Raw genomic sequence first — 21,755 nt, forward strand, 5'->3', positions numbered from 1 at the left:
ATGGGCTCGCTGAGGTATGGTGCGCCCCGAGGGAGATAACGCGTATGTCGATTCGTCAGCGATTTCGCTTGGGAATGTTGACGGTGGCGCTCCTGGGGGGATGGACCGCGTCCGCTACCACGCAGCTGCGCGTGGACGTGACGCAGCTCTCCCAGGAAGCGGATGCCGTCGTTCATGGCGTCGTGCGCCGCGTGGAGAGCCGCTGGAGCGGGGATGGTCGGCGCATCGTCACCGACATCGAGGTCCAGGTGACCGACCCGCTCAAGGGTCAGCCGGGCAGCACGGTGCTCGTCACGCAGCCCGGAGGCGAGGTGGGCGACGTCGGCCAGACGGTGCATGGCCTGGCGACCTTCAAGAAGGACGAGGAGGTGGTCGTCTTCCTGCGCAAGCGCGGCGCCTCCGCCTTCCGCGTCGCCGGCATGGCCCAGGGCAAGTTCCAGGTGCGCCGCGACGAGGCCGGCAAGCCCGCCATGGTCATCCCCGAGCACTCCGACGCGCTGCTGCTGGACCCCGTCACGCGCAAGCCCACGACGGCCACGCAGAAGCCCCGGACGCTGGAGGAGCTGAAGGCCACCGTGCGCGCCGCGCTGAAGAAGGGGTCCACGCCGTGATGCCCGTGGCCGCGCTGCTCACGCTGATGGCCGTCGGCCAGTTCGACCCGTACGTGCGCAGCCGGGTGACGGCGGGAGACCCGTCCACGCAGGCGCTGTACTGGACGGTGCCGCTCGTCACCTGGAACCTGAACCGCGACGGCAACCCCGCCACGCCGGGGGAGACCGAGTTCCAGGCCGTCCGGGCCTCCTTCCAGAGCTGGCAGGACATCTTCACATCGTGCGGCAACCTGTCGCTGCGGGAGGGGCCGCTGGTGGACTCGCGGGAGGTGGGCTACCTGCGCGGCAAGACGAACCACAACCTGGTGCTCTTCCGCACCCAGAACTGCAGCGGGCTGGTGCAGTCGACCGACCCCTGCTGGAAGGAAGAGACGTGCGCGAACCAGCACGACTGCTGGGATGACGACGATGGCACGCTCGCCATCACCCTCACCACGTACGACAAGCGCTCGGGCATCATCTACGACTCGGACATCTCCTTCAACGCGAGCCGGTACTTCTTCACCGCGGTGGACGGGCCTCCGTGCACGGCGCAGGGGCAGGGCAACTGCGTCGCCACCGACGTGCAGAACACCGCCACGCACGAGATTGGCCACTTCATCGGGTTGGACCACACGCGCGTGACGGGCTCGACCATGTTCCCGAGCGCGCCGCCGGGCGAGGTGTCCAAGCGCGACATCGACCCGGGCTCGCGCGACTTCGTCTGCGATGTCTATCCGAAGGGCAGGCCCAGCCAGTCCGACTTCCACCCGGCGATGGACACGCTGGTGGGCGGCCCCTTGGGCGACAAGGGCTGCTCCGCGACGGGCGCCACCGCGACGTCGATGGGGCCGGCGCTGCTCGCGTGGGCGTGGCTGCGTCGGCGCAGGCGCGGCGCGGCGGAGGGCCGCTCGTGAGCAGGCCCCTGGTGCTCGCGCTGACGCTCGTCGCCAGCGCGCCCGCCGTGGCTCAGGACACGTATCCCTACCGCCGCACCACGGCGAACGGGAACGGCCGCATGTGTCTGGTCTGGCCCGCCCCCGAGTACGTCTACCACCTGGATGCCGCCGGCAGCGCGCGCACGCCGGGCGACACGGAGGTGGCCGCCATCGAGGCCTCCTTCGAGTCGTGGCGGCGCGTGGCCGCGACGTGCAGCGACTACACGTTCCGCCGGGGCAGGGATTGGGAGGGGAAGGTGGAGGTGGGGTACGTGAAGGAGGACCCCGCGTCCAACTACAACATCATCACCTTCCGCGAGACGTACTGCTTCGACGTCGCCCCCGAGGACGACGCGTGCTGGACGGAGATGACCTGCGGCAACAAGTACGCGTGCTGGGACGAGGACTCGCGCACGCTGGCCATCACCATCTCCTCCCACGGCGTCGAGAGCGGGCGGGTGTGGGACGCGGACATCGAGGTCAACGCGGCGGGCTACCTCTTCACCACGGTGGACGCTCCGCCGTGCGTGGAGGGCTCCGAGTCCGTCGACTGCGTGGCCATGGACCTGCAGAACACCATGACGCACGAGATTGGCCACGTGGTGGGGCTGGACCACGTGCCCTATCCGGGCGCGACGATGGAGCGCACCGCGCCGCTCGGTGAGACGCAGAAGCGCATCATCGACGCAGGCTCCGCCGAGGGCTTCTGCTCCATCTACCCGAAGGGGCTGCCACCCAATCAGTGCATCATGAAGAACACGGGGCTGGCCCTCTTGGGAGACGGGCGCGGCACCGGCTGCGCCTCGGCTCCGGGCGCCGTCGTGGCCGGAGGCTGGCTGGCGGCGCTCGCGCTACTGCGTGCACGGCGGCGGCGCGACTGAGGCCCGAGACAGGAGCGCCGCCCTTGCCGGAAGACCGGGGGCGGCGCTCACGTCCTCGAAGGGCCTGACGGACTTCAGCGGCGCGGAGCCACCAGGCGCATGCTGAAGGTGTAGTCCACGTTCACCGGATGGCCCTGGTAGATGACGGGCTTGTAGGTGCGCGACTGGAGCGAGTCCAACACGGCCTTCTCCATGTACGGCACCGTCTTGATGACGCGGCACTTCTCCACGCGGCCCTTGGTGGTGATGGTGCAGCGGGTGATCATCACACCCTCCGCCTTCGCCGCCATCGCCTCGCGCGTGTAGATGAGGTCCTTGCTCTGGTCGATCATCTCCGGACGAGGCATGTCCTCGTTGTAGGGCAGCACGTCGCCGCGCGCGGAGGCCAGCGCCGCCGTGGGCAGCACGGGCACCGTCAGTCCGCCCGACACGCCCTTGGCCTGCGTGGCCGCCGCCGCGCCCACCGCGCCCGCCGTGGGGGGGACGGCCGGCTCCGAGGGCGCCTGCGTGGGCGCGAGCATCACCGGCGCGGACATGCCCCCGGGCGTGGCCACGGGCTCGGGCACGTCGACGTCATCCGAGGAAGACGAGGAGGCGGTCGCCACCTCCACTCCGCCGCCCCGGCCGCCGCGGCGCTTCTGCAGCTTCTGCGACAGCACCACGTCACCGGAGCCGCCCGTGACGACGGTCTCCATCTGGTAGCCCTCGAGCGCGAACGTCAGCTCCACGGTGATGGTGCCATCCTCACCCGGCGGCAGCTCCAGGGTGAACGGCGTCACGCCGCGCTCCTTGCCCCGGTAGAACACGCGCGCGCCGCTGGGCTGGCTCATCAGCTTGAAGCGGACCTTCTGGTTGCCCGCGGGCGTGGGCGCCGCCTGCGCCGCGGGAGCCGCCTGCGCCGGAGCCTGCGCCACGGCGGCGGGCGGCGGCTCGGCGGGCTTGGGCGCCTCCTTGTTGCCCATGAAGAGCACCGCGCCGCCCGCGATGAGGCCGGCCACCACCACGCCGCCGAGTCCGCCCATGAGCAGCGTGCGCTGCCGGGCGCGCTGCACCGCCACCGGCACCTCGACGCTGATGTCCACGGCGATGGTGTCACCCGACTCGGTGGATGCGCTGCCGACGCTGGAGAACAGCGGAGAGGGGTAGGGGCCCGTCGTCGTCGCGCCGCCGGGGCGCTTGAAGATGCCGCTGTTGCCGCCCGCGGACATGCTCGCCTCGCGCAGGCCCTCCAGCATCTCGTCCATCGTCTGGAAGCGGCGCGCCGGGTCCTTCTCCAGGCAGCGGCGCACCACGCCCTCGATCTCGGGCGGAATCGCGAGGTCTGGACGCAGCTGCTGGAAGGTGGGCGGGGCTTCCTTGTAGTGGGCGAAGATGAGCTCGATGTGGTCGCGCGCGATGAACGGCGGCCGGCCCATCAGCATCTGGAAGAGGACGATGCCCAGCGAGTACACGTCGCTGCGCGCGTCCGTCGCGTTGCGCGCCTGCTCGGGCGCCATGTACTGCGGCGAGCCGAGGAACGTGCCGTTCTGGGTGATCTCCGGGGAGATCTGCCCCTCCTGCGGCGCCGCCACCGACTTCACGAGCCCGAAGTCCAGGACCTTCACCAGGTCCTGATCCTGCTCGTTGAGCAGCATGATGTTGGCGGGCTTCAGGTCGCGGTGGACGATGCCCAGGCTGTGCGCCTCGCGCAGCGAGCGGCAGATCTGCTGGGCGATGGCCACCGAGCGCGACCAGGACAGCGGCCCCACCTGCCCGAGCACCTGGGCCAGCGTGCGACCCTCCAGGTACTCCATGGCGATGTAGAAGATGCCGTCGTCCGTCTGGCCATAGTCGATGACGGTGACGGTGTTGGGATGGCGCAGCTTCGACGTCAGCGACGCCTCGCGCAGGAAGCGCTTCTGGAAGCCTGGATCCCTGCTGCTGGGGAAGCTGGGGTTGAGCACCTTGAGCGCGACCACTCGCTCCAGGGGGGCCTGCAAGGCGCGGTAGACCTTGCCCATTCCTCCGACACCCAGGGGCTCCAGGATGCTGAAGCGGCCATTCAGGGTGCGACCGATGAGCGGATCCGCGCCCGGCGCGCCAGGCGTCTCGGGGTTCGGCGAGTCGCCCTTGATCATTCGTACCCCCTGACAACAAGCAACATGGATTCTCCAGGAGTGTGCCGGGTCCGCATCAAACCATATCTTCACTTCCGGACGCACTCCCCGCCTGGTGGACACCCGACCTGTCGAGGCGGCTGCGGACACACATCCGCCGCGTCGGATGGGGGACGGTCAGTTTGACCCCGCATTGACGGTTATTCCTGGCCCGGACTAGCGTGAGTCGACCCGCGCGCCAGGGCTGAAGCGGGCGGGGCCGTCCCCATGGCAGACACCCCCAACAACCCCGTGGACACACAGGTGCGCCGGGCCTCCGTCGAGGAGCGACTGGGTGCGCTGGAGCTCGAGCAGGCGCGGCTGCGTCAGGAGTTGATCTCCCTGTCGGGAGAGCTGCGACTGCCGGGGCTCTTCCTCACCCTGGACGCGGCGGGCACCAGCGCGCTGCTCGCGGCGGACGCCGTGCAGGAGGTGGTGCGATTGGTGGAACTGGAGCCGCTGCCGGGGGCGCCGCCCCATGTCGCGGGCACCTTCATCTATCGAGGCAACCCGGCCGTCGCGGTGGACCTGGCGGTGCTGCTGGGCGTGACGCGGCAGCCGGAGCTGGATGCGCACCTGGTCATCTGCAAGGGCGCTCGCCCGGTGGCCGTGCTGGTGGACCGTGTCAGGGATCTGGTGGAGGCGCCCACGTTGGTGGAGGGCACTCCCGATGGCACGGTGACTTTGCCGTGGGACCGGACGGGGTTGATGGCGGGCCTGTGCCGGACGCCCGAAGGGGTGCGGCCGTTGCTGCGCGTCTCGGCGGTGTTGGTGGGGTCGGAGGGGGCGTGAGCGAGGCCGTCCTCGATGACGCGACGCTCATCCAGGTGGAGGAGGTCCTCCGGGCCGCCTGCGGCCTGACGCTCGCGCACAGCCTGCGCCGCACGTTGGAGACGGCGCTGGCGCGCTCGTCGGAGGCGCGGGGCCTTGCGCCCGCGTCGTTCCTGCGCGGGCTGTTGCGTCGCGACGCGCAGGCGGTGGAGACCTTCATCGAGCACGCCGTCATCGGCGAGACGTACTTCTTCCGTCACCCCGAGCACCTGCGCACGCTGGCGCGGCTGGCCGTGCCGCCGGCGGGGCCGTTCTTCCAGGTGTGGAGCGCGGGCTGCGCCACGGGCGAGGAGCCGTACAGCATCGCCATGGCGTTGCTCGCGGCGGGCGTACCCGAGGGCCGCTTCCGGGTGCTCGCCACGGATGTGTCCAACCGGGCGCTGGACCGCGCGCGCGCGGGGCTCTACGGCCCGTGGTCGCTGCGGCACATCGAGCCGGAGCTGGAGCGCCGCTACCTGGAGCCGCAGGGCGAGCAGCTCTCCGTCGTCGCGCAGGTTCGCCGCTCGGTGGAGTTCCGCCGCCACAACCTGGCCAACGAGCCGCCGCCCGTGAGCGCGCCGAGCGCCATCTTCTGCCGCAACGTCCTCATCTACTTCCCGCCCGAGCTGGTGCGCGAGGTGCTCACGCACTTCGTCTCCGTGCTCGCGCCGGGCGGGCTGTTGTTCGTGTCGCCCGCCGAGGTGCCGCTCACCAACGGGCTGGGGCTGGAGACGGTGGATGCCGAGGGCAGCGTGGCGTTGAGGGTGCCGCCTCCGGGTTGGACGCGGCCCGCGCCGCCCACGCCCCGGGCCGTGCGCGACGCGGCCCAGACGCTGCTTCGCACGGCGGCGCGGGCCGCGGCGCGTCCCTCGGCGCTGGGGGAGGGGAGCTCGACCCAGCCGGCGCGCACGCCCTCGGGGACCGAGGCGCCCGTCGTGAGCCTGTCCGCCGTCGCCACGGGCCCGCACAAACCCCAGGGCGCGGGTGAGGCGCGGGGCCCGCAGGCCGTGCCCGCCTCGAGCGGGAGCGCCACGGGGCCCATGGAGCGCGCGCTGGACGCGGCCCGCTCGGGCCGCTTCGAGGAGGCCGAGGCGCTCGCGCGCGAGGCGGCGAAGGCGTTGGTGCCGGAGGCGTACCTGCTGCTGGCCATGGTGGCGGAGGGGCGCGGCGACTTGAACGGCGCGGTGGAGGCGGTGCGCAAGGCGCTGTACCTGGAGCCCCGGTTGGCGCTCGGTCACGCGACGCTGGTGGCGCTCTACGGACGCATGGACCGGCCCGAGGACGCGGAGCGCGCGCGACAGAACGCGCTGCGCTCGCTCGACGGACTGGATGATGAACACCCGCTGCGTGGGGTGGAGACGATGACCGCCGGCGGCCTGCGACAGGCCCTGGTACCCAGAACTCAGGCTGGATGGCAGGGCGCGCGCTAGCGGCGCGCTTTCGCCCGTGGGAGTCAACGTGGACCTCGAGAAGACGAAGCTGACGCTGCCAGGGCTGCTCGCGATGGGCCGCCTCAGCCTGCGCTTCAAGATTGTCGCCGTCACGGGCGTGACGGGCGTGCTCGTGGCGGGCATCCTCGTGCTCGCCTTCTGGATGCAGATGAGCAACGCGCAGCGGGAGGACTTGTCCCGGCGCTCGCACGCGGTGAGCGAGGAGCTGGCGAAGACGCTCACGCCCATGCTGTCGGCCAGCTCGGACGCCAGCCGCCTGCAGTCCACGGCGCACGGTGTCCTGCGCCATGTCCCGGACGTGGCCTACGTGCTGGTCCGCGACGCGAAGGGCGAGCTGCTCGCGGAGGTCGCCGCGGAGCGCTTCGCGGGCGCGGATCAGCCGTCCGCCGAAGGAGACACCGCGGTGGAGCGCCGGCTGGTCATCAACGACGAGGCGGTGGTGGAGTCCTCCACCCCCGTGGTGGCGCCGCACGCAGGCGCCTCGCGTCGGGTGGGCACCGTGCAGGTGGCGCTCCACGAGGAGGCGCTCACCAACGCGCTGCGAGGCACCACGCGCTTCACGTTGGTGCTCGGCGTCTTCATCCTCGCCGCGTGCCTGGTGGCGTCGTGGCTCCTGTCCGGGCTGCTCGTCGTGCCGCTGGAGCGGCTGTCGCACGCGGCGGCGGGAATCGCCGGGGGCAACCTGCGCCAGCGCTTCGACACCGAGGCCAATGACGAGATTGGCGCGGTGTCGCGCAGCTTCGCGGCCATGTCGGAGGGGCTCGCGCACCTGCTCGAGGACCTGAAGGGCGCGGCGGCGGAGATGGAGAAGGAGGCGGCGGGTGTGCTGACGACGTCCTCGCAGCAGTCCGCCATGGCGCACCAGCAGGCATCCGCCATCAGCGAGACGAGCACCACGGTGGCGGAGATTGCCCAGACCTCCAAGCAGGCCACGGCCTACGCGGACTCGGTCATCTCCCAGACGCAGAAGTCGGAGACGCTCAGCGCCGAGGGCCAGAAGGTGGTGTCGGAGAGCGTGTCCGGCATGGAGAAGCTGGGCGAGCAGGTGAAGGCCATCGCCCTCTCCATCACGGATTTGAACGAGCGCACGCTCCAGATCGGCGACATCATCAGCACGGTGAAGGACGTGGCCGAGCAGTCGAACCTGCTGGCGCTCAACGCCTCCATCGAGGCGGCGAAGGCGGGCGAGCACGGGCGCGGCTTCGCGGTGGTGGCCACGGAGATGCGCACCCTGGCGGAGCAGTCCCGGCTGGCCGCGGAGCAGGTGCGCGGACTTCTCAACGAAGTGCAGAAGGGAACGCGCGCGGCCGTCACGGCCACGGAAGAAGGCAGCCGCCGGGCGCAGGCGGCGATGGAGCTGGCGCGCGGCGCGGGCAATGCCATCCTCGGACTGTCCGAAGTCATTCGCGAATCGTCCGGTGCGGCGCGACAGATCGCGGGCAATACCCGGCAGCAGACGATTGGCGTGGAGCAGATCGCCGCGGCGATGGGCGAGCTGACGTCGGCCATGGGAGACTCCGTCATCGGGACGCGACGCATCGAACAGGTGGCTGGAAACCTGACCAATCTCTCGAAGCGCTTCTCGGACCTGGTGGGTAGGTACCAGCTATGAATGTGAATGTGGCGACGGAACGAAAGTCCTTGAAGGTCCTCATCGTGGAGGACACGAAGACCATCACCAATCTGCTCCAGGTCTACCTGATGGGCTGGGGCCTGGAGTTTGTCGACGCGCCCAACGGCGCGGTGGGGCTGAACAAGGCGCGCGAGTACAGGCCGGACCTCATCATCTCCGACGTGCAGATGCCGGAGATGGACGGCTTCGCCCTGTGCGCGGCGGTGCGCGCCGACTCCAACCTGCATGACACGCCCTTCATGCTGCTCACCTCCCTGAAGGACGACGCGAGTCGCAAGAAGGGACAGCTGGTGGGGGCGAGCGCCTTCCTCAACAAGCCGGTGTCGGTGGACGACCTGCGCTCGAAGGTGCGTGACATGTTGAAGCTGCCCGCGACGAAGTGACGAGCCCATGCCGGGTGACGAGGTCAAGGTGAGCAAGGACTCCACGGGGCCCAGGCCCCAGCTCGGGACGACCGGGGTGAGCGTGGACAAGCGCCGCGAGGTGCTCGGCGCGCGCGCTCGCGCCCTGGCCGAGTCTCGTCACGAGGAGCATCAAGAGGTGCTGTCCGTGCTCGCCTTCCAGGTGGGCGGGGAGCGCTACGCGGTCCGAATCGAGCACGTGGACCATGTGCTCGAGGCGCGTGGCATCTCCTCGCTGCCCGGGGCGCCGCGGCACGTGCTGGGCGCGCTGGCCAGCCGCTCGCGCGTGGTGCCGGTGCTGGACCTCCGCCAGCTGCTGGGGCTGGAGGGCGGCGGCATGTCGGACCTGGGCAAGATTGTGGTGGTGGAGGTGGACGAGGAGTGCTTCGGCCTGGCGGCGGAGACGGTGGAGGGGCGTAAGGAGTTGCCGAAGTCGGAGCTTTCGCAGCCCCCGCCGGGACCCTTCCTGTACCTGACTCCGGACCGGCTGACGGTGCTGGAGCTGGAGCAGCTCGGGGGCCCGGCCGCGGGACGGCAGGCGCAGGAATAGGGGCGCGACATGGATCCGCAGCTCTTGCGCAGCATCTGGCCGGTCTTCTCCGCGGAGACGCGTGAGCAGATCCAAGCCATTGGAGCGAAGGTGCTCGGGTTGGAGGGCCCCTCGAACGAGCGCGAGGCGGACCTCCTGCCCTCGCTTAAGCGATTGGTGCACAGCCTCAAGGGCTCGGCGGCGAGCCTGGGGCTCGACGACATCGAGCAGGTGGTGCACGCCATCGAGGACGGGCTGGCCCACATCCGCACGGATGATGGCCTTCCTCGCGACGCGGTGGAGTCCATGCTGCGCGGCCTGTCCGGCATCGAGGCCGCCATGGCCCGGGGCGACGCGGGACAGGCGCCCCAGGTGGATGGCCTGGCCGGGCTGCTCAAGTCGCTGGGCCGCGACGTGGTGATGCCCGAGTCGGCCGCGGTGCTGTCCGGGCTCGCGGCGAAGGGGCTGGAGGCGCTGGAGTTCCTGGAGGCCGCGCTCGGCGCGCTGTGCTCGCCGGACGTGCCGGACCGCGCGGCCGTGGTGCGCAAGGCGATGGAGCGGGCGCGCGGGCTGAAGGTGCAGGCCCTGGAGGCCGGCTCCGCGCGGCTGGCCACGCTGTCCGAGTCCGCCGCGCTGGGGTTCGCGCGCATGGAGCCGGGAGGGGACGCGGCGAGTCTCGCGGCCTCCGAGGTCGCGGGCACGCTGGTGGACCTGCGCGGACAGCTCGAGCACGAGCGGCCGCCGCAAGCGGTGGCGCGCGCGGTGGAGACGTTGCGCGCGGCGCCGGTGGCCGTGGAGAACGGCGCGTCCGGTGCGCAGCAGGCGCCCGTGCAGCAGGAGGCCCGGGCCTCGACGGACCACACGGTGCGCGTGGCGGTGAAGACGCTGGACTCGCTGGCGCTCCAGGTGGAGCTGCTCGTGGCGGGGCGCTCCCAGCAGGCGCGGCGCTCGGAGAGCTACCGCGCGTTGTCGGATGGGACGCACGAGGTGCTGCGTCAACTGGAGCGCGCCGCGTCGGAGCTGACGCTCGCGGGGGGCGGTGGCGCGGCGTTGGATTCACTGCGCTCGGGCGTGACGCTGATGCGGAGCATGCAGAAGCGCTTGCTGGAGGTGTCGCGCGAGGCGCACCGGGACAGCGAGCAGCTCGCGCTGGTGGCGCAGGTGGCGCGCGATGACCTGCGGGACCTGCGCATGGTGCCCGCCTCGCAGCTGCTGGAGCCCTTGCGTCGCACCGTGCGCGAGGTGTCCGCGCGGCTGAACAAGGACGTGGCGCTGGAGCTGGCGGGCGGCGAGGTCCGGTTGGACCGGCGCATCCTGGATGCGCTCAAGGACCCGCTGCTGCACCTGGTGCGCAACGCCATCGACCATGGGCTCGAGACGCCGGACGAGCGCCGCCAGGCGGGCAAGTCCGAGACGGGGCGGCTGACGGTGCGCGTGGAGCCCCGGGGCGCGCGCATCGCCGTGGTGGTGGAGGACGATGGTTACGGGCTGTCTCCGGAGCGCGTGAGGGCCACGGCCGTGCGGCGGGGCCTGTTGACGGAGGACGCGGCCGCGAAGCTGTCCGACGCGCAGGCCGCGCGGCTGGTGTTCCAGCCGGGCTTCTCCACGCGTGAGCAGGTGACGGCGACGTCGGGCCGCGGCGTGGGGCTGGACGTGGTGCAGGCCACGGCAGCGCGGCTCCAGGGCTCGGTGGATGTGGAGTTCTGGGCGGGGCGGGGGACGCGCTTCACCGTGGACCTGCCGCTGACGCTGGCCGCGGCGCTGGGCCTGCTGGTGCGCACGGGCACGACAGTGTCCGCGATTCCGTCCGACAGCGTGGAGCGCGTGATGCGCCTCACGCCGGACGACGTGGGCACGGTGGCCGGGCGCGTGGTGGCGCGTGTGGATGGCTCGCAGCTCACGTTCCTCCCGCTGGCGGAGGCCATCGGGCTGCCCCGGCTGCCGCTCGCCATCGAGTCGGGCCGCGTGCAGACGGCGGCGCTGGTCGTCGTGGGTGGGGACAAGGTGCTGTACGCCATCGACGAGGTGGTGGGGCAGCAGGAGATTGTCGTGCGCTCGCTGGGCAAGCATCTGCAGAGCGTGCGGCATCTGGCTGGCGCGGCGGTGCTGGATGACGGACGCGTGGTGCCCGTGCTCAACGCGCCGGAGCTCGTGCGCGCGGCGAGGCCGGAGACGCGCTCGATGGCGACGGAGTCGCGTCGTCCGCGCATCCTCGTGTGCGACGACGCGCTCACGACGCGCTTCGCGATGAAGTCGCTGCTGGAGATCGCCGGCTTCCCGGTGGTGACGGCGGCGGACGGCGAGGAGGCCTGGGGCATCCTGGAGCGCACGTCGTGCCAGCTCGTGGTGAGCGACTGGCAGATGCCCCGGCTGGATGGCGTCGGGCTCGCGCGGCGCATCAAGTCGCACCCGACGCTGCACTCCACGCCCATCATCCTCGTCACCTCGCTCGACAGTCCCGAGGACCGGGCCGCGGGACTCGAGGCGGGCGCGGATGGCTACCTCGTCAAGCGCGAGGTGGAGCGCGGCAGGCTGCTGGAGCTGGTGCGACAGCTCCTGCCCGCGAACGCGGCGTAGCGGCTCGAGTCGCGGAAGCGGCTTCGGTGGCCTGTCCCGACCCGTGGCGGTGAGCCCCGCGTCGGAATGGAAAGGCGCTCTTGCCGAGCAGCGGCCCGGGCGTCGCGCCCGGCAGTTCCAGGCAGGCCCGACGCGCGACTCGCGAGATGGTCGGGTGGAGGCGCGATGCTGGGAGCGGGCGGGCCCGCGAATCGCTCAGCCCGTGACGGCGGCGCCGGGAGGTCCGAGCTCCGCCGGAAGTCGCGCGACCCAGCGCGGCTCCTCGTCGGTCGGCGCCTCCAGGGTTCCTCCGAGCCGGCGCGTCAGCTCCCTCATCCGTGCGAGGGCCTTGGCCGAGGGAGTCTCTCCGCCCCGAGTCATCGCGAGCATCCGCCAATTGCTCGTCGGCTCGAGCGCCTCGACCTGGAGGTCCATCGCGGTGGCGCGCGTCGACGCGAGCCCGCGCGCCAGGGTCCGCACCCAGGTCTCCACCTCGACGCGCGCCCCCTTCACCAGCAGGGGACGCTCCGGCAGCGCCATCGTCACCGTGCACCGTTGCGCGTGTCGCGACGTGGGGCCGAAGGCCGTGTGCAACAAGGGGCGCAGGTCCGTGACGGCTCCGCGCCCCAGTCGATGGTCGATGAGCGCCCGCTGGTCCTGCGCCGCGCGCATCATCCGGTCCAGGTAGCGCTGCGCCGTCGCGTTCATCGGCCCGGCGATGCCCTTCATCATCATGTCCAGATAGCCCTTGATGACCATCAAGGGGGTCCTGAGGTCGTGGGCGGCGTGTGAGCGGCGCTGCTCCCACCGCGCCACCTCGCGCTCCAGCTCCCTGCGCTGGGCCAGCAGCTTCGTATGCCGTGCGTTCGCGGCCGACTCCCGCGCACGCGCCGCGAGCAGCGTGCTCCCGAAGGCGGACAGCCGTTCGAGCACCGCGCCGTCCGCGCGCTCGGGCCAGACCTTCAGCATCCGTCCGCCACCGGACATGGGAAGCGGAATGCCCGTGCCCACGCGCGCCACGCAGACGCGTCCATCGAAGAGCGCCGCGCCGGAGGCCCCCGTCAAGCGGAGCGTCTCGTGCAGCAACAGCTCCATGCCCGCGTGGGCACCACGGCACAAGGCCCGCTCGGCCACCGCCACGAGCGCCTGTTCCACCCCCGCGTCGACATCCGGGTCGACGCTCCGCCCACTCCGAGCACCCACTTGCACGCGCAGAGGTATGGGCACGGCACCTCCAGGGCGCAACACTGCCCAGGGTGGGCAAACAAGGCGCCGCCATTCGGCAATCCTTTACCCATGCCCCTCGGCGACCTCCCGACTTTTTACCGTCCCGCGGGGAGGGATGATCGCCCAAACCCGCTCAACTCCTCGGAGAGCCCCCTTGGCCAGACCCTTGCTAACGGCCTCTGCGACGGGCGGCGGAAGGGACTGATGGGGACTCTCGACTACTACGCGGCAATCGCCAGACTGGCTCCGGGGGCCTTGGCCCTCAGCGCCGTGCGGCGTGTGCAGGGCGTGGCACGGCAGGCACGATACCGACGGCGCGAGCGCACCGATGAGGTGCGGCTGTTGAGCGCGTTCGGCGTGACTCGCGCGGAGGAGCTGGCCCAGAAGGCGCTCCATCAGCGCACCTCGCGCGCATGGTGCGAGGTGTCCCAGCGCGAGTCCGTGCTCGCCGCGCTCTCCACGATTCCAGGCGCGCGTGAGCGTGCCCTCGCCCGGGCCCAGGCCGCGCTCCGTCAGGAGTGGGACGTCTTCGGCACGCGCGTGGTCTTCGGCGAGGGCAAGCCGGTGGACTGGTCGCTCGACGTGCTCAGCGGCCACCGCTACCCGCTGGCGCCGGTGGAGCGGATGCCGCTCCTGTCGAAGGGGAATGACCCGAAGTACCCCTGGGTGATGGGGCGGCTCGACAGCGTCATCGCGCTGGCGCAGGGCCACTGGGTGGAGACCTCTCGCCGTGAGCGCTCGCGGCTGGCCTCCGCCTTCGTGATGCAGGTGCTCGACTTCCTCCAGGCCAATCCCGTGGGGCAGGGCGTGCAGTGGTCCTGTGCCATGGAGGTGGCGCTGCGCGCGGCCAACCTGGCGCAGGCCCTGGCCATGTTCGCCGACGCGCCCGAGGTGCGCCGCGCGGAGTTCCTGGTGCCGCTGCTCGGCTCGCTCGCGGACCACCTGTCCTGGGTGGAGGCCCACCTCGAGGACCGGGGCGCGGTGCCCAACAACCACCTGGTCTCCAACCACGTGGGCCTGCTCGTCGTCGGCCTGCTGTTCCCGGAGCTGCCCGGGGCCTCGCGCCAGGTGGCGCTGGCGGTGGCCGGCCTGTGCGAGCAGATGTCCGCGCAGGTCCACGTCGAGGGCACCTCCTTCGAGGGCTCCATCCCCTACCACCGTCTCTCGGTGGAGCTGTTCACCCTGGCGCTGCTGGTGGCGCGGGGCGCGGGCGTGGCGCTGGGCACGGCCTACGAGACGCGGCTCAAGCGCATGTTCCACGCGGTGCGCGCGTGGTCCTCCGAGACGGGCCTGGCGCCGCAGATTGGCGACAACGACTCCGGCCGCGTCTTCCCGCTGAGAGAGCGCGGCGACATGGAGCAGGGCTACCTGGTGGGCCTGGGCGCGGCGCTCTTCGGTGACGCGGGCCTGGCGGGCGGCGAGCTCCCGGACGAGGCCGCGTGGCTGCTCGGGCGCGTGGGCCTGGAGCGCTACCAGCGCCTGTCACCGGGCGCGGCGCCGCGGTCCATCAGCTTCCCCGAGGGCGGCTTCCACGTGCTGCGTGGCGCGGGCGCCGTCGTCACCGTGAGCGCGGGCAAGCAGGGCCAGCGCGGGGTGGGCGGCCACAGCCACAACGACAAGCTCTCCTTCGAGCTGCACCTGGGCGGCCGTCCCGTCATCGTCGACCCGGGCACGGGCTCGTACACGCGCGACCCGGCGATGCGCAACGCGTTGCGTGCCACCGCCGCGCACAACACCGTGCAGGTGGATGGCGCGGAGCAGGCCACGCTCGACCAGGCCCGGCTGTTCGCGCTGCCCGAGGAAGCCAAAGCGCGCGTGGTGGCCTTCCTTCCTGGCACCAGCGTGGACAGATTGCGGGTCCGCCATGATGGTTACCGCCTGCTGCCGGCACCGGTCGGCATCGAGCGCACGTTCCGGTTGGACCGGCGCGAGCGCTCACTGGCGGGGCGGGACTCCTTCATCGGCACCGGGTCTCACGAGGTCATTGGACGCTTTCATCTTCCCGATGAGCAGGCCCGGCGGGTGACGCCGGACGCGCAGGTGCTCGCGCGGGCGCAGCGCGCGGCGGAGGAGCCGCTGGTGTTCTCGCCCGTCGCGGTGGAGCTGGGCCCGGAGGGGGCGCCGCTCGCATGGATTCTGCTGGAAGAGGGCCTGGAGTCGCAGGTGGTGCCCTCGCGCTATTCGCCCGGCTATGGGCGGGTGGTGCCCGCGGTGACGGTGGAGTTCCGGGGGCAGGTGAAGCCTCCGTCGAGTTTGAAGTGGGTGGTTGTCTTCAGGTGAGTGTTCGGGTCGGGGCGTGACCGCTCAGCGGCACGTCGCATCAGGAGAGGTGAGGACGATGAGGGTGATGGTGGGCAGCCCGCTGCTGGAGCGGATTCGTCGGCGGGAGGCGAAGGTCGGTGTGGTGGGGCTGGGGTACGTGGGTCTTCCCCTGGGCATGGCGTTCGCCGAGGCCGGCTTCCCGGTCGTGGGGCTCGATGTCGACAAGCGCAAGCTCGACAAGATCGAGAAGGGCGAGAGCTACATCAAGCACATCCCCAGCGCGCCGCTGGCGGAGCTGACCCGCGCGGGCAAGCTGAAGGCCACCGGGGACTTCTCCCGGTCCAAGGACCTGGACTGCGTCATCATCTGCGTGCCCACGCCGCTGACGGCCTCGCGTGAGCCGGACATGAGCTACATCATCCAGACGGGTGAGTCGCTCGCGCCGCACGTGCGCCGCGGTCAGCTCTTCATCCTGGAGTCCACCACGTACCCGGGCACCACCGAGGAGGTGCTCAAGCCGATCCTGGAGAAGAACGGCCTCAAGGCGGGCGTGGACTTCCACCTGGCCTTCAGCCCCGAGCGCGAGGACCCGGGCAACAAGAGCTTCAACACCAAGACGATTCCGAAGATCGTCGGCGGCTACTCGCCCGAGTGCTCCGAGGTCGCGGCGGCGCTGTACGGCAGCGCGCTGAAGGAAGTGGTGCCGGTGTCCTCCACGCGCGTGGCGGAGCTCGCCAAGCTGCTGGAGAACATCTACCGCTGCGTCAACATCGCCATGGTCAACGAGATGAAGATGCTCTGCGACCGCATGAACGTGGACGTGTGGGAGGTCATCCAGGCCGCCAGCACCAAGCCCTTCGGCTTCCAGCCGTTCTACCCGGGCCCGGGTCTGGGCGGTCACTGCATCCCCATCGACCCGTTCTACCTGACGTGGAAGGCGCGCGAGTACGAGTTCCACACCAAGTTCATCGAGCTGGCCGGCGAGGTGAACTGGCAGATGCCGTACTACGTGGTGCAGCGCACCATGGAGGCGCTCAACAAGGCGAAGAAGACGCTCAACGGCGCGAAGGTGCTGTGCCTGGGCGCGGCGTACAAGAAGGACATCGACGACATGCGCGAGAGTCCGTCCCTGCGCATCATGACGCTGCTGGCGGAGAAGGGCGCGGAGCTCAGCTACCACGACCCGTACGTGCCGGAGCTGCACAAGGGCCACGGCTTCAACATGGAGATGAAGTCCGTCCCGCTCGAGCCGGAGAAGCTCGGCGAGTACGACGCGGTCCTCATCCTCACGGACCACACCAACATCGACTACGCCGCCGTGGTGGCCAACGCGACGTGTGTGATTGACACGCGCAACGCCACCAAGGGCGTGCCCCAGGGCCGCGAGAAGGTGACGAAGGCGTAAGGCAGACGAGCCTGGGCCCGGAAGTCGACCCTCCGGGCAGGGGTTCGCGACTCCAGGTGTCGGGAGGGGCACCTGGAGTCAGCGGACCTGCTCGTCTTGCGGGGTGGTTTGGGTACAGTGGGGGGCGTGACAGCCCTCACCCGACCCGTTCTCCCCCTGCTGGTGGCCTCGGCCATGTTGCTGGCGGCGGCACCCGCGCAGACCGACTCGCGCCAGGTGCTCCTCGACGCCATGTCGAGCGAGCTTTCGCGCAACCAACAACGGCTCAAGCTGCAGAGCCACGAGCCACCGTACTTCATGAGCTACCAGCTCAAGGACTACGAGCAGGAGGTCGTGGCCGCGCGCTTTGGCGCCATCTTCATGGACGACGGCTACCGGGAGCGGCGGCTGTACGTCGACGCCCGCGTGGGCGACTACGCCTTCGACAGCTCCGTCGCGGAAGGGCTGGAGTTCTCCTTCTCCACCAAGGGCACCAGCTACACGGCGCGCAAGGAGGGGCCGCTGGATGACTCGCCCCTGGCGCTGCGCACGTCGCTGTGGCTGCTCACGGACGAGAAGTACAAGTCCGCGCTCTTCCAGTTCCTGAAGAAGAAGGGCGAGGACGTGTACTCGGTGGAGGACCCGAAGCGGCCCGCCTCCTTCACGAAGGAGAAGCCGAGCACCTTCGTCCAGCCGCCGGTGGCCCGTCCGTTCGACCGGGCGCGCTGGGTGAAGGTGGCGCGCGAGGTGTCCGCGCTGTTCAACGCGCATCCGGAGCTGTTCGACTCGGAGGTGCGCATCACCGCCGACAAGGTGACGCGGCTGTTCGTGTCCACGGAGGGCACGCGGCTGGTGACGGAGGAGACGCTGTACGGGCTCCACGTCTCCGCGGTGACGCGGGCGCCGGACGGACAGCTGCTGGATGACTCGCGGGACTTCTACGCGCCCACGGAGGCGGGGCTGCCGGACGACGAGCGCATCCGTCAGTCCGCGGCGAAGGTCATCGAGGAGCTGCTGGCGCTGCGACAGGCGCCGGCCATCGACCCGTACACGGGCCCCGCCATCCTCGCGCCCGAGGCCTCCGGCGTGCTCTTCCACGAGACGGTGGGCCACCGGCTGGAGGGAGACCGGCAGGACGGCGACAACGAGGGGAAGACCTTCAAGGGGCAGGTGGGCAAGCTGGTGCTGCCCTCATTCCTGTCCATCCATGATGACCCTTCGCAGCGCTCGCTCGCGGGGGAGCCGCTCAACGGCTACTACCTCTACGACGAGGAGGGCGTGAAGGGGCAGCGGGTGACGCTGGTGGAGAAGGGCGTGCTGCGCAACTACCTGCTGGGACGCCGGCCGGTGGAGGGCTTCCTCCGGTCGAACGGGCACGGTCGCAGCCAGGGCACGCTCAAGCCGGTGGCGCGCATGGCGAACCTCATGGTGGAGAGCACGCGTCAGGTGAGCGACGAGAAGCTCAAGCAGATGCTCATCGACGAGGCGAAGAAGCAGGGCAAGCCGTATGGCCTCATCATCCGCGACATCACCGGTGGCAACACGAACACGTCCAGCTATGGCTATCAGGCCTTCAAGGGCGTGCCGCGCATGGTGTACCGGGTGGACGTGAAGACGGGGAAGGAGACGCTGGTGCGCGGCGTGGAGATCGTCGGCACGCCGCTGTCCGCGGTGAACCGCATCATCGCCACGGGGCAGAAGCGCGGCATCTTCAACGGCTTCTGCGGCGCGGAGAGCGGGAACGTGCCGGTGTCCACGGTGGCGCCGGCGGCGCTGCTGCAGGAGATCGAGCTGCAGCGCGCGGTGGAGGGCAAGGACCGTCCGCCCCTCCTCCCGAGCCCCGCGGCGCAGCAGGCTCCGCCGCCTGTCCAGAAACCCTGAGGCACGCTCCGGTTTGAGGGTCCAGAAGGGGGGCACGTCGTGGGCAATCCGCTGCGCGAGAGGCGAAGTCCGGTGTCACGGGCCCGGTGTCTCGAGGACCCGGGCTCAGGCGCTCGCATGCTCGCGACGTGTCTCCTCCTGCTCGCCAGCCTCGTGTCGGGGAGCGCGGGTGCCGAGCCCGTGGCGACGGGCGATACGTGGCTGGAGCTGGCGCACGATGATCGGCTCAGCCAGGAGGGATTCTGGGAGCTCGTCTCCGTGGAATACACGTTGGATGGACGGACCTTGCCGTCCACGGTGTCCCCGGGGGCCACGGTGCCTCGACACGTGCTGCCCCTGGGGCTGCGCTGGCTCGACGTGTCGGTGGTGTACGAGGGGCGCTCGTCGGTCTTCTCGTACGTGGATGCGTACCGCTTCGTGATGCGTGGCCGCGTCACCATCGACGCGCGTCCTGGTGACACGGTGCGAGTCACCTCGACGGCCTACGAGCGCGACGGGGTCACCCTGCACTGGCAGCAGCGCCCGGCCTTCATGCTCCTGGGACAGCCTCAGGAGGCCATCGTCGGAATCGAGTACGGTCCCGTGGTGAACACGCCGCTCCCCGACGAGGTGGCCGCGCGTGTCGTCGACGAGGTCCTCGCGGAGGCGCGTCGGCTCTCGCCCGAGCGTCCCGCCACCGCGTCCATCGCGGAGGTCGTCGCGCCTGCCGTGTCTTGCGAGCTCGAGCCCGTCTTCTTCGCCTTCTTCGACACCCGGCTCTCGGCGGAGGGCGAGGCCTCGCTGCTGCGCGCGGCGGAGTGTCTCCACCGGGGGCCGCGGCTGCGCGTCCGGCTGCGCGGACACGCGGACATCCTCGGTCCCGAGTCCGTCAACGCCTCGCTGGGCCTGGGCCGCGCGCAGTCCGTGGCCGCGAAGCTCCAGGCGCTCGGCATCGAGGGCGCGCGGCTCGTCCTGGAGACCCAGGGCGCGGACCTGCCTCCGTGCAATGACGGCACCCCGGGATGCATGGCGCGCAGCCGCCGGGTGGAACTGCTCGTGGAGTCCTCGCCGCCCTGACGCCCGGGCCCTCAGTCCCGAGGCGGGAGGGCCACGGCCATCACCGCGTCGCGCAGGTGTCGGGCATCGAAGGGCTTGGCGAGCACCGGGTTCTTCACTTCCTGGAGGAAGCGCTTGGTCTCCGGCGTGAAGGCGCCGCCGCTGATGAAGACGATGCGCTCGTGCAGCCCCGGCCAGGCGTCGCGGACCGCCTGGTACACGTCCACGCCCGTCAGCTCCGGCATCATCAAGTCACACAGGATGACGTCGAAGGCGCTGTCCCCGCTCAGTCGCGCCAGTGCCGCGCGTCCATCCGGCACGGTGACCAGCTCGTGGCCGCGCAACAGGCGCCGCATCAGGTCCAGCACGCGCGGCTCATCGTCCACCACCAGCACCCGTCGGCCCTCGGAGCGGGCGAGGGATTGGAGGCTCGGCGCGAGCGGCACGGGGGCCTCGGCGCGTGGCAGGGTGACCTCCACCGTGGTGCCTCGCCCGGGCTCGCTGCGCACGTCGATGCGTCCTCCCAGCGCCGTGACGATGTCGCGGCAGATGGCCAGCCCCATGCCCATGCCCTCACCCGCGCGACGCGTGGTGAAGAGCGGGTCGAAGATGCGCGGCAGGACGTCTGGAGCGATTCCGCAGCCCGTGTCGGAGACGGCGAGCCGCACCTCGGTGGCGTCGGTGCGCAGGCTCACGGTGATGCGGTTCTCGGAGACGTGGCCCTCGGGGATGGCGTGCGCCGCGTTGAGCACCAGGTTGAGCAGCACCTGGCCCAGCTTCGTCGACGAGCCCCGGACCCGAGGCACGTCCTCGCCGTAGTCCCGCACCACCTGTGCGCGGTGACGGAGCTGGTTGGCCGCCATCCGCAGCGTGCTCTCGGTGACGGCCTTGAGGTCCACCGGCTCCGTGGCCTCCACCTGCGTGGAGGACAGCGCCTTGAGGTCCGCGACGATGCGCTGGATGCGCAGCGTGCCCTCGAGCGCCTCGTCCAGGACTTGAAGACACTCCGCGTCCGTCGGCTCGCTCACGTCGGGCAGCCGCTCGCGCAGGTACTCCAGGTTGCCCGTCGCGTACGCCAGCGGGTTGTTGATCTCATGCGCCAGCCCCGCCGCGAGGATGCCCAGCGACTGCGCGCGCTGCTCGCGCTCCTTCTCCTGCAACAGCTGCGCGTCCCGGCGCTTGCGGTCCACCGCGCTGACCACCACGTGGGCCGTCAGCCGCATCAGGTGCCGCTCCTCGGGCGTCCACTCGCGCGCGGCGTCCACCGAGTCGAAGCCCATCCACCCGAGCAGCCTTCCGGCGAGCAGCAGCGGCGCGGTGATGTACGAGCGCACGCCCAGCAGGGCGCAGACGCGCTTCGCCTCGACGGCCTCGGGCGGCAGCCGGCCCGCGTCCGTCACCGTCACCATGCGCCCCGCGCGCAGCTCATCGAGCGACCAGGGGAAACCCACCAGCGAGCGGCCGCGGTGCTGCGCGAGCCCATGTGCCTTCATGCCGGGCGAGAACCACTCGTACGCCTCCGACAGGTGCTCGCCGTCTTCCGACAGCAGGGTGACGTAGCCGCGCTGCGCGTCGATGTTCCGTCCCAACACCTCCAGCGCCGCGCGCACCCCCGACTCCAGCTCGTCCGGAGGCAGGTTGAGCAGCTTCTGGGACGTGTCCGTGAGCAGCGACCAGCTCTTGAGCAAGAGCCCCAGCTCCCCACGCATGCGCCGCAGCGCCGCGGCCTCCTGCCGCAACGCCGCGGACGTGCCCTCGGACAGCTCCGGGGCCCGCGCTCCGCTGAGGTTCTCCAGGACGTCGGCGGACCGCTGGAGTCGCTCCAGCAAGGTCCTCGAGTCCGCTGCATCGGCGGACAGCTCCGGGCTGTTCCGCGGCTGCTCCGTCATCGATACCCCCTCCACACTCCCCGCACGGGCTTCCCCAACCCGTCACGTGGATTTCAGTCGCGCCGGAATAGTGCCACTGGTTTGTTATCTGCATCCAGTGTGCAGTTTTGAAAACTTCAACCGGGCGAAAGGTGGTGATGCGGGCTCAGAGGG

General features: G+C 70.8%; 16 protein-coding genes. 13 read left to right on the plus strand and 3 right to left on the minus strand.

Features of this window, described 5'->3' with window-relative positions; translation table 11 throughout:
* The first annotated feature begins 44 nt into the window (after positions 1-44).
* The 3 genes from FL311_RS02765 to FL311_RS02775 are packed head-to-tail and all read left to right on the plus strand — an operon-like array spanning position 45 to position 2,409.
* Positions 45-611: a hypothetical protein gene (locus tag FL311_RS02765; protein ID WP_141323256.1), complete on the plus strand. Its 567-nt coding sequence runs from the start codon at positions 45-47 to the stop codon at positions 609-611.
* Complete coding sequence (locus FL311_RS02770; RefSeq protein ID WP_141323257.1) at positions 608-1,507, plus strand: myxosortase-dependent metalloprotease, MXAN_2677/MXAN_2678 family; 900 nt, start codon at positions 608-610, stop codon at positions 1,505-1,507. Before FL311_RS02765 ends, FL311_RS02770 begins: the two co-directional genes overlap by 4 nt.
* Complete coding sequence (locus FL311_RS02775; RefSeq protein WP_228556634.1) at positions 1,504-2,409, plus strand: myxosortase-dependent metalloprotease, MXAN_2677/MXAN_2678 family; 906 nt, start codon at positions 1,504-1,506, stop codon at positions 2,407-2,409. The genes FL311_RS02770 and FL311_RS02775 overlap by 4 nt, the downstream gene beginning before the upstream one ends.
* A gap of 74 nt (positions 2,410-2,483) precedes the next feature.
* Here the strand turns inward: FL311_RS02775 and FL311_RS02780 are convergent, their stop codons facing one another.
* The gene (locus tag FL311_RS02780) at positions 2,484-4,526 is read right to left on the minus strand and encodes a protein kinase (RefSeq protein WP_141323259.1); all 2,043 of its coding nucleotides are present in this window, start codon (positions 4,524-4,526) and stop codon (positions 2,484-2,486) included.
* A 246-nt stretch (positions 4,527-4,772) separates the two neighbouring features.
* Here FL311_RS02780 and FL311_RS02785 point away from each other — a divergent pair, with 246 nt between their 5' ends.
* From FL311_RS02785 to FL311_RS02810, 6 genes are all read left to right on the plus strand, one after another.
* Positions 4,773-5,336 (plus strand): chemotaxis protein CheW, encoded by a 564-nt coding sequence (locus tag FL311_RS02785; RefSeq protein ID WP_074957366.1) that lies wholly within the window; start codon positions 4,773-4,775, stop codon positions 5,334-5,336.
* Positions 5,333-6,784 (plus strand): protein-glutamate O-methyltransferase CheR, encoded by a 1,452-nt coding sequence (locus tag FL311_RS02790; protein ID WP_141323260.1) that lies wholly within the window; start codon positions 5,333-5,335, stop codon positions 6,782-6,784. The genes FL311_RS02785 and FL311_RS02790 overlap by 4 nt, the downstream gene beginning before the upstream one ends.
* A 73-nt stretch (positions 6,785-6,857) precedes the next feature.
* Positions 6,858-8,417: a methyl-accepting chemotaxis protein gene (locus FL311_RS02795; RefSeq protein ID WP_194869022.1), complete on the plus strand. Its 1,560-nt coding sequence runs from the start codon at positions 6,858-6,860 to the stop codon at positions 8,415-8,417.
* Positions 8,414-8,821, plus strand: a complete 408-nt coding sequence (locus FL311_RS02800; protein ID WP_141323264.1) for a two-component system response regulator — start codon at positions 8,414-8,416, stop codon at positions 8,819-8,821. The genes FL311_RS02795 and FL311_RS02800 overlap by 4 nt, the downstream gene beginning before the upstream one ends.
* A 7-nt stretch (positions 8,822-8,828) precedes the next feature.
* The gene (locus FL311_RS02805) at positions 8,829-9,389 is read left to right on the plus strand and encodes a chemotaxis protein CheW (RefSeq protein ID WP_141323265.1); all 561 of its coding nucleotides are present in this window, start codon (positions 8,829-8,831) and stop codon (positions 9,387-9,389) included.
* A gap of 9 nt (positions 9,390-9,398) precedes the next feature.
* The gene (locus FL311_RS02810; RefSeq protein WP_141323267.1) at positions 9,399-11,945 is read left to right on the plus strand and encodes a response regulator; all 2,547 of its coding nucleotides are present in this window, start codon (positions 9,399-9,401) and stop codon (positions 11,943-11,945) included.
* Between the two features lie 195 nt (positions 11,946-12,140).
* On the opposite strand, the gene FL311_RS02815 is transcribed toward FL311_RS02810, so the two are convergent.
* Entirely contained in the window at positions 12,141-13,151 is a 1,011-nt protein-coding gene (locus FL311_RS02815; protein WP_141323268.1) for a histidine kinase dimerization/phospho-acceptor domain-containing protein, read from the minus strand.
* Between the two features lie 204 nt (positions 13,152-13,355).
* Between FL311_RS02815 and FL311_RS02820 the strand changes: the two genes are divergently transcribed.
* The 4 genes from FL311_RS02820 (at position 13,356) to FL311_RS02835 (ending at position 19,734) form a co-directional block, all read left to right on the plus strand.
* Positions 13,356-15,431: an alginate lyase family protein gene (locus FL311_RS02820; protein WP_194869020.1), complete on the plus strand. Its 2,076-nt coding sequence runs from the start codon at positions 13,356-13,358 to the stop codon at positions 15,429-15,431.
* 67 nt (positions 15,432-15,498) lie between these two features.
* Positions 15,499-16,818 (plus strand): nucleotide sugar dehydrogenase, encoded by a 1,320-nt coding sequence (locus tag FL311_RS02825; RefSeq protein WP_141323278.1) that lies wholly within the window; start codon positions 15,499-15,501, stop codon positions 16,816-16,818.
* A 174-nt stretch (positions 16,819-16,992) separates the two neighbouring features.
* On the plus strand, positions 16,993-18,678 hold the full coding sequence (locus FL311_RS02830; RefSeq protein ID WP_194869021.1) for a TldD/PmbA family protein: 1,686 nt from the start codon (positions 16,993-16,995) through the stop codon (positions 18,676-18,678).
* Between the two features lie 117 nt (positions 18,679-18,795).
* Entirely contained in the window at positions 18,796-19,734 is a 939-nt protein-coding gene (locus FL311_RS02835) for an OmpA family protein (protein ID WP_141323271.1), read from the plus strand.
* Between the two features lie 11 nt (positions 19,735-19,745).
* Here FL311_RS02835 and FL311_RS02840 read toward each other — a convergent pair whose 3' ends face one another.
* Positions 19,746-21,602 (minus strand): ATP-binding protein, encoded by a 1,857-nt coding sequence (locus FL311_RS02840; RefSeq protein WP_141323272.1) that lies wholly within the window; start codon positions 21,600-21,602, stop codon positions 19,746-19,748.
* Positions 21,603-21,755 lie beyond the last annotated feature (153 nt).

Origin of the sequence: Myxococcus sp. AB025B (genome assembly GCF_006518215.1) — a bacterium.
GTDB lineage: Bacteria > Myxococcota > Myxococcia > Myxococcales > Myxococcaceae > Myxococcus > Myxococcus fulvus.

Coding starts and splice junctions, on each gene's coding strand:
- FL311_RS02765 (WP_141323256.1), top strand. CDS start 45: ATGTCGATTCGTCAGCGATTTCGCTTGGGAATGTTGACGGTGGCGCTC.
- FL311_RS02780 (WP_141323259.1), bottom strand. CDS start 4,526: ATGATCAAGGGCGACTCGCCGAACCCCGAGACGCCTGGCGCGCCGGGC.
- FL311_RS02785 (WP_074957366.1), top strand. CDS start 4,773: ATGGCAGACACCCCCAACAACCCCGTGGACACACAGGTGCGCCGGGCC.
- FL311_RS02795 (WP_194869022.1), top strand. CDS start 6,858: ATGGGCCGCCTCAGCCTGCGCTTCAAGATTGTCGCCGTCACGGGCGTG.
- FL311_RS02800 (WP_141323264.1), top strand. CDS start 8,414: ATGAATGTGAATGTGGCGACGGAACGAAAGTCCTTGAAGGTCCTCATC.
- FL311_RS02805 (WP_141323265.1), top strand. CDS start 8,829: ATGCCGGGTGACGAGGTCAAGGTGAGCAAGGACTCCACGGGGCCCAGG.
- FL311_RS02810 (WP_141323267.1), top strand. CDS start 9,399: ATGGATCCGCAGCTCTTGCGCAGCATCTGGCCGGTCTTCTCCGCGGAG.
- FL311_RS02820 (WP_194869020.1), top strand. CDS start 13,356: ATGGGGACTCTCGACTACTACGCGGCAATCGCCAGACTGGCTCCGGGG.
- FL311_RS02825 (WP_141323278.1), top strand. CDS start 15,499: ATGGTGGGCAGCCCGCTGCTGGAGCGGATTCGTCGGCGGGAGGCGAAG.
- FL311_RS02830 (WP_194869021.1), top strand. CDS start 16,993: ATGTTGCTGGCGGCGGCACCCGCGCAGACCGACTCGCGCCAGGTGCTC.
- FL311_RS02835 (WP_141323271.1), top strand. CDS start 18,796: ATGCTCGCGACGTGTCTCCTCCTGCTCGCCAGCCTCGTGTCGGGGAGC.
- FL311_RS02840 (WP_141323272.1), bottom strand. CDS start 21,602: ATGACGGAGCAGCCGCGGAACAGCCCGGAGCTGTCCGCCGATGCAGCG.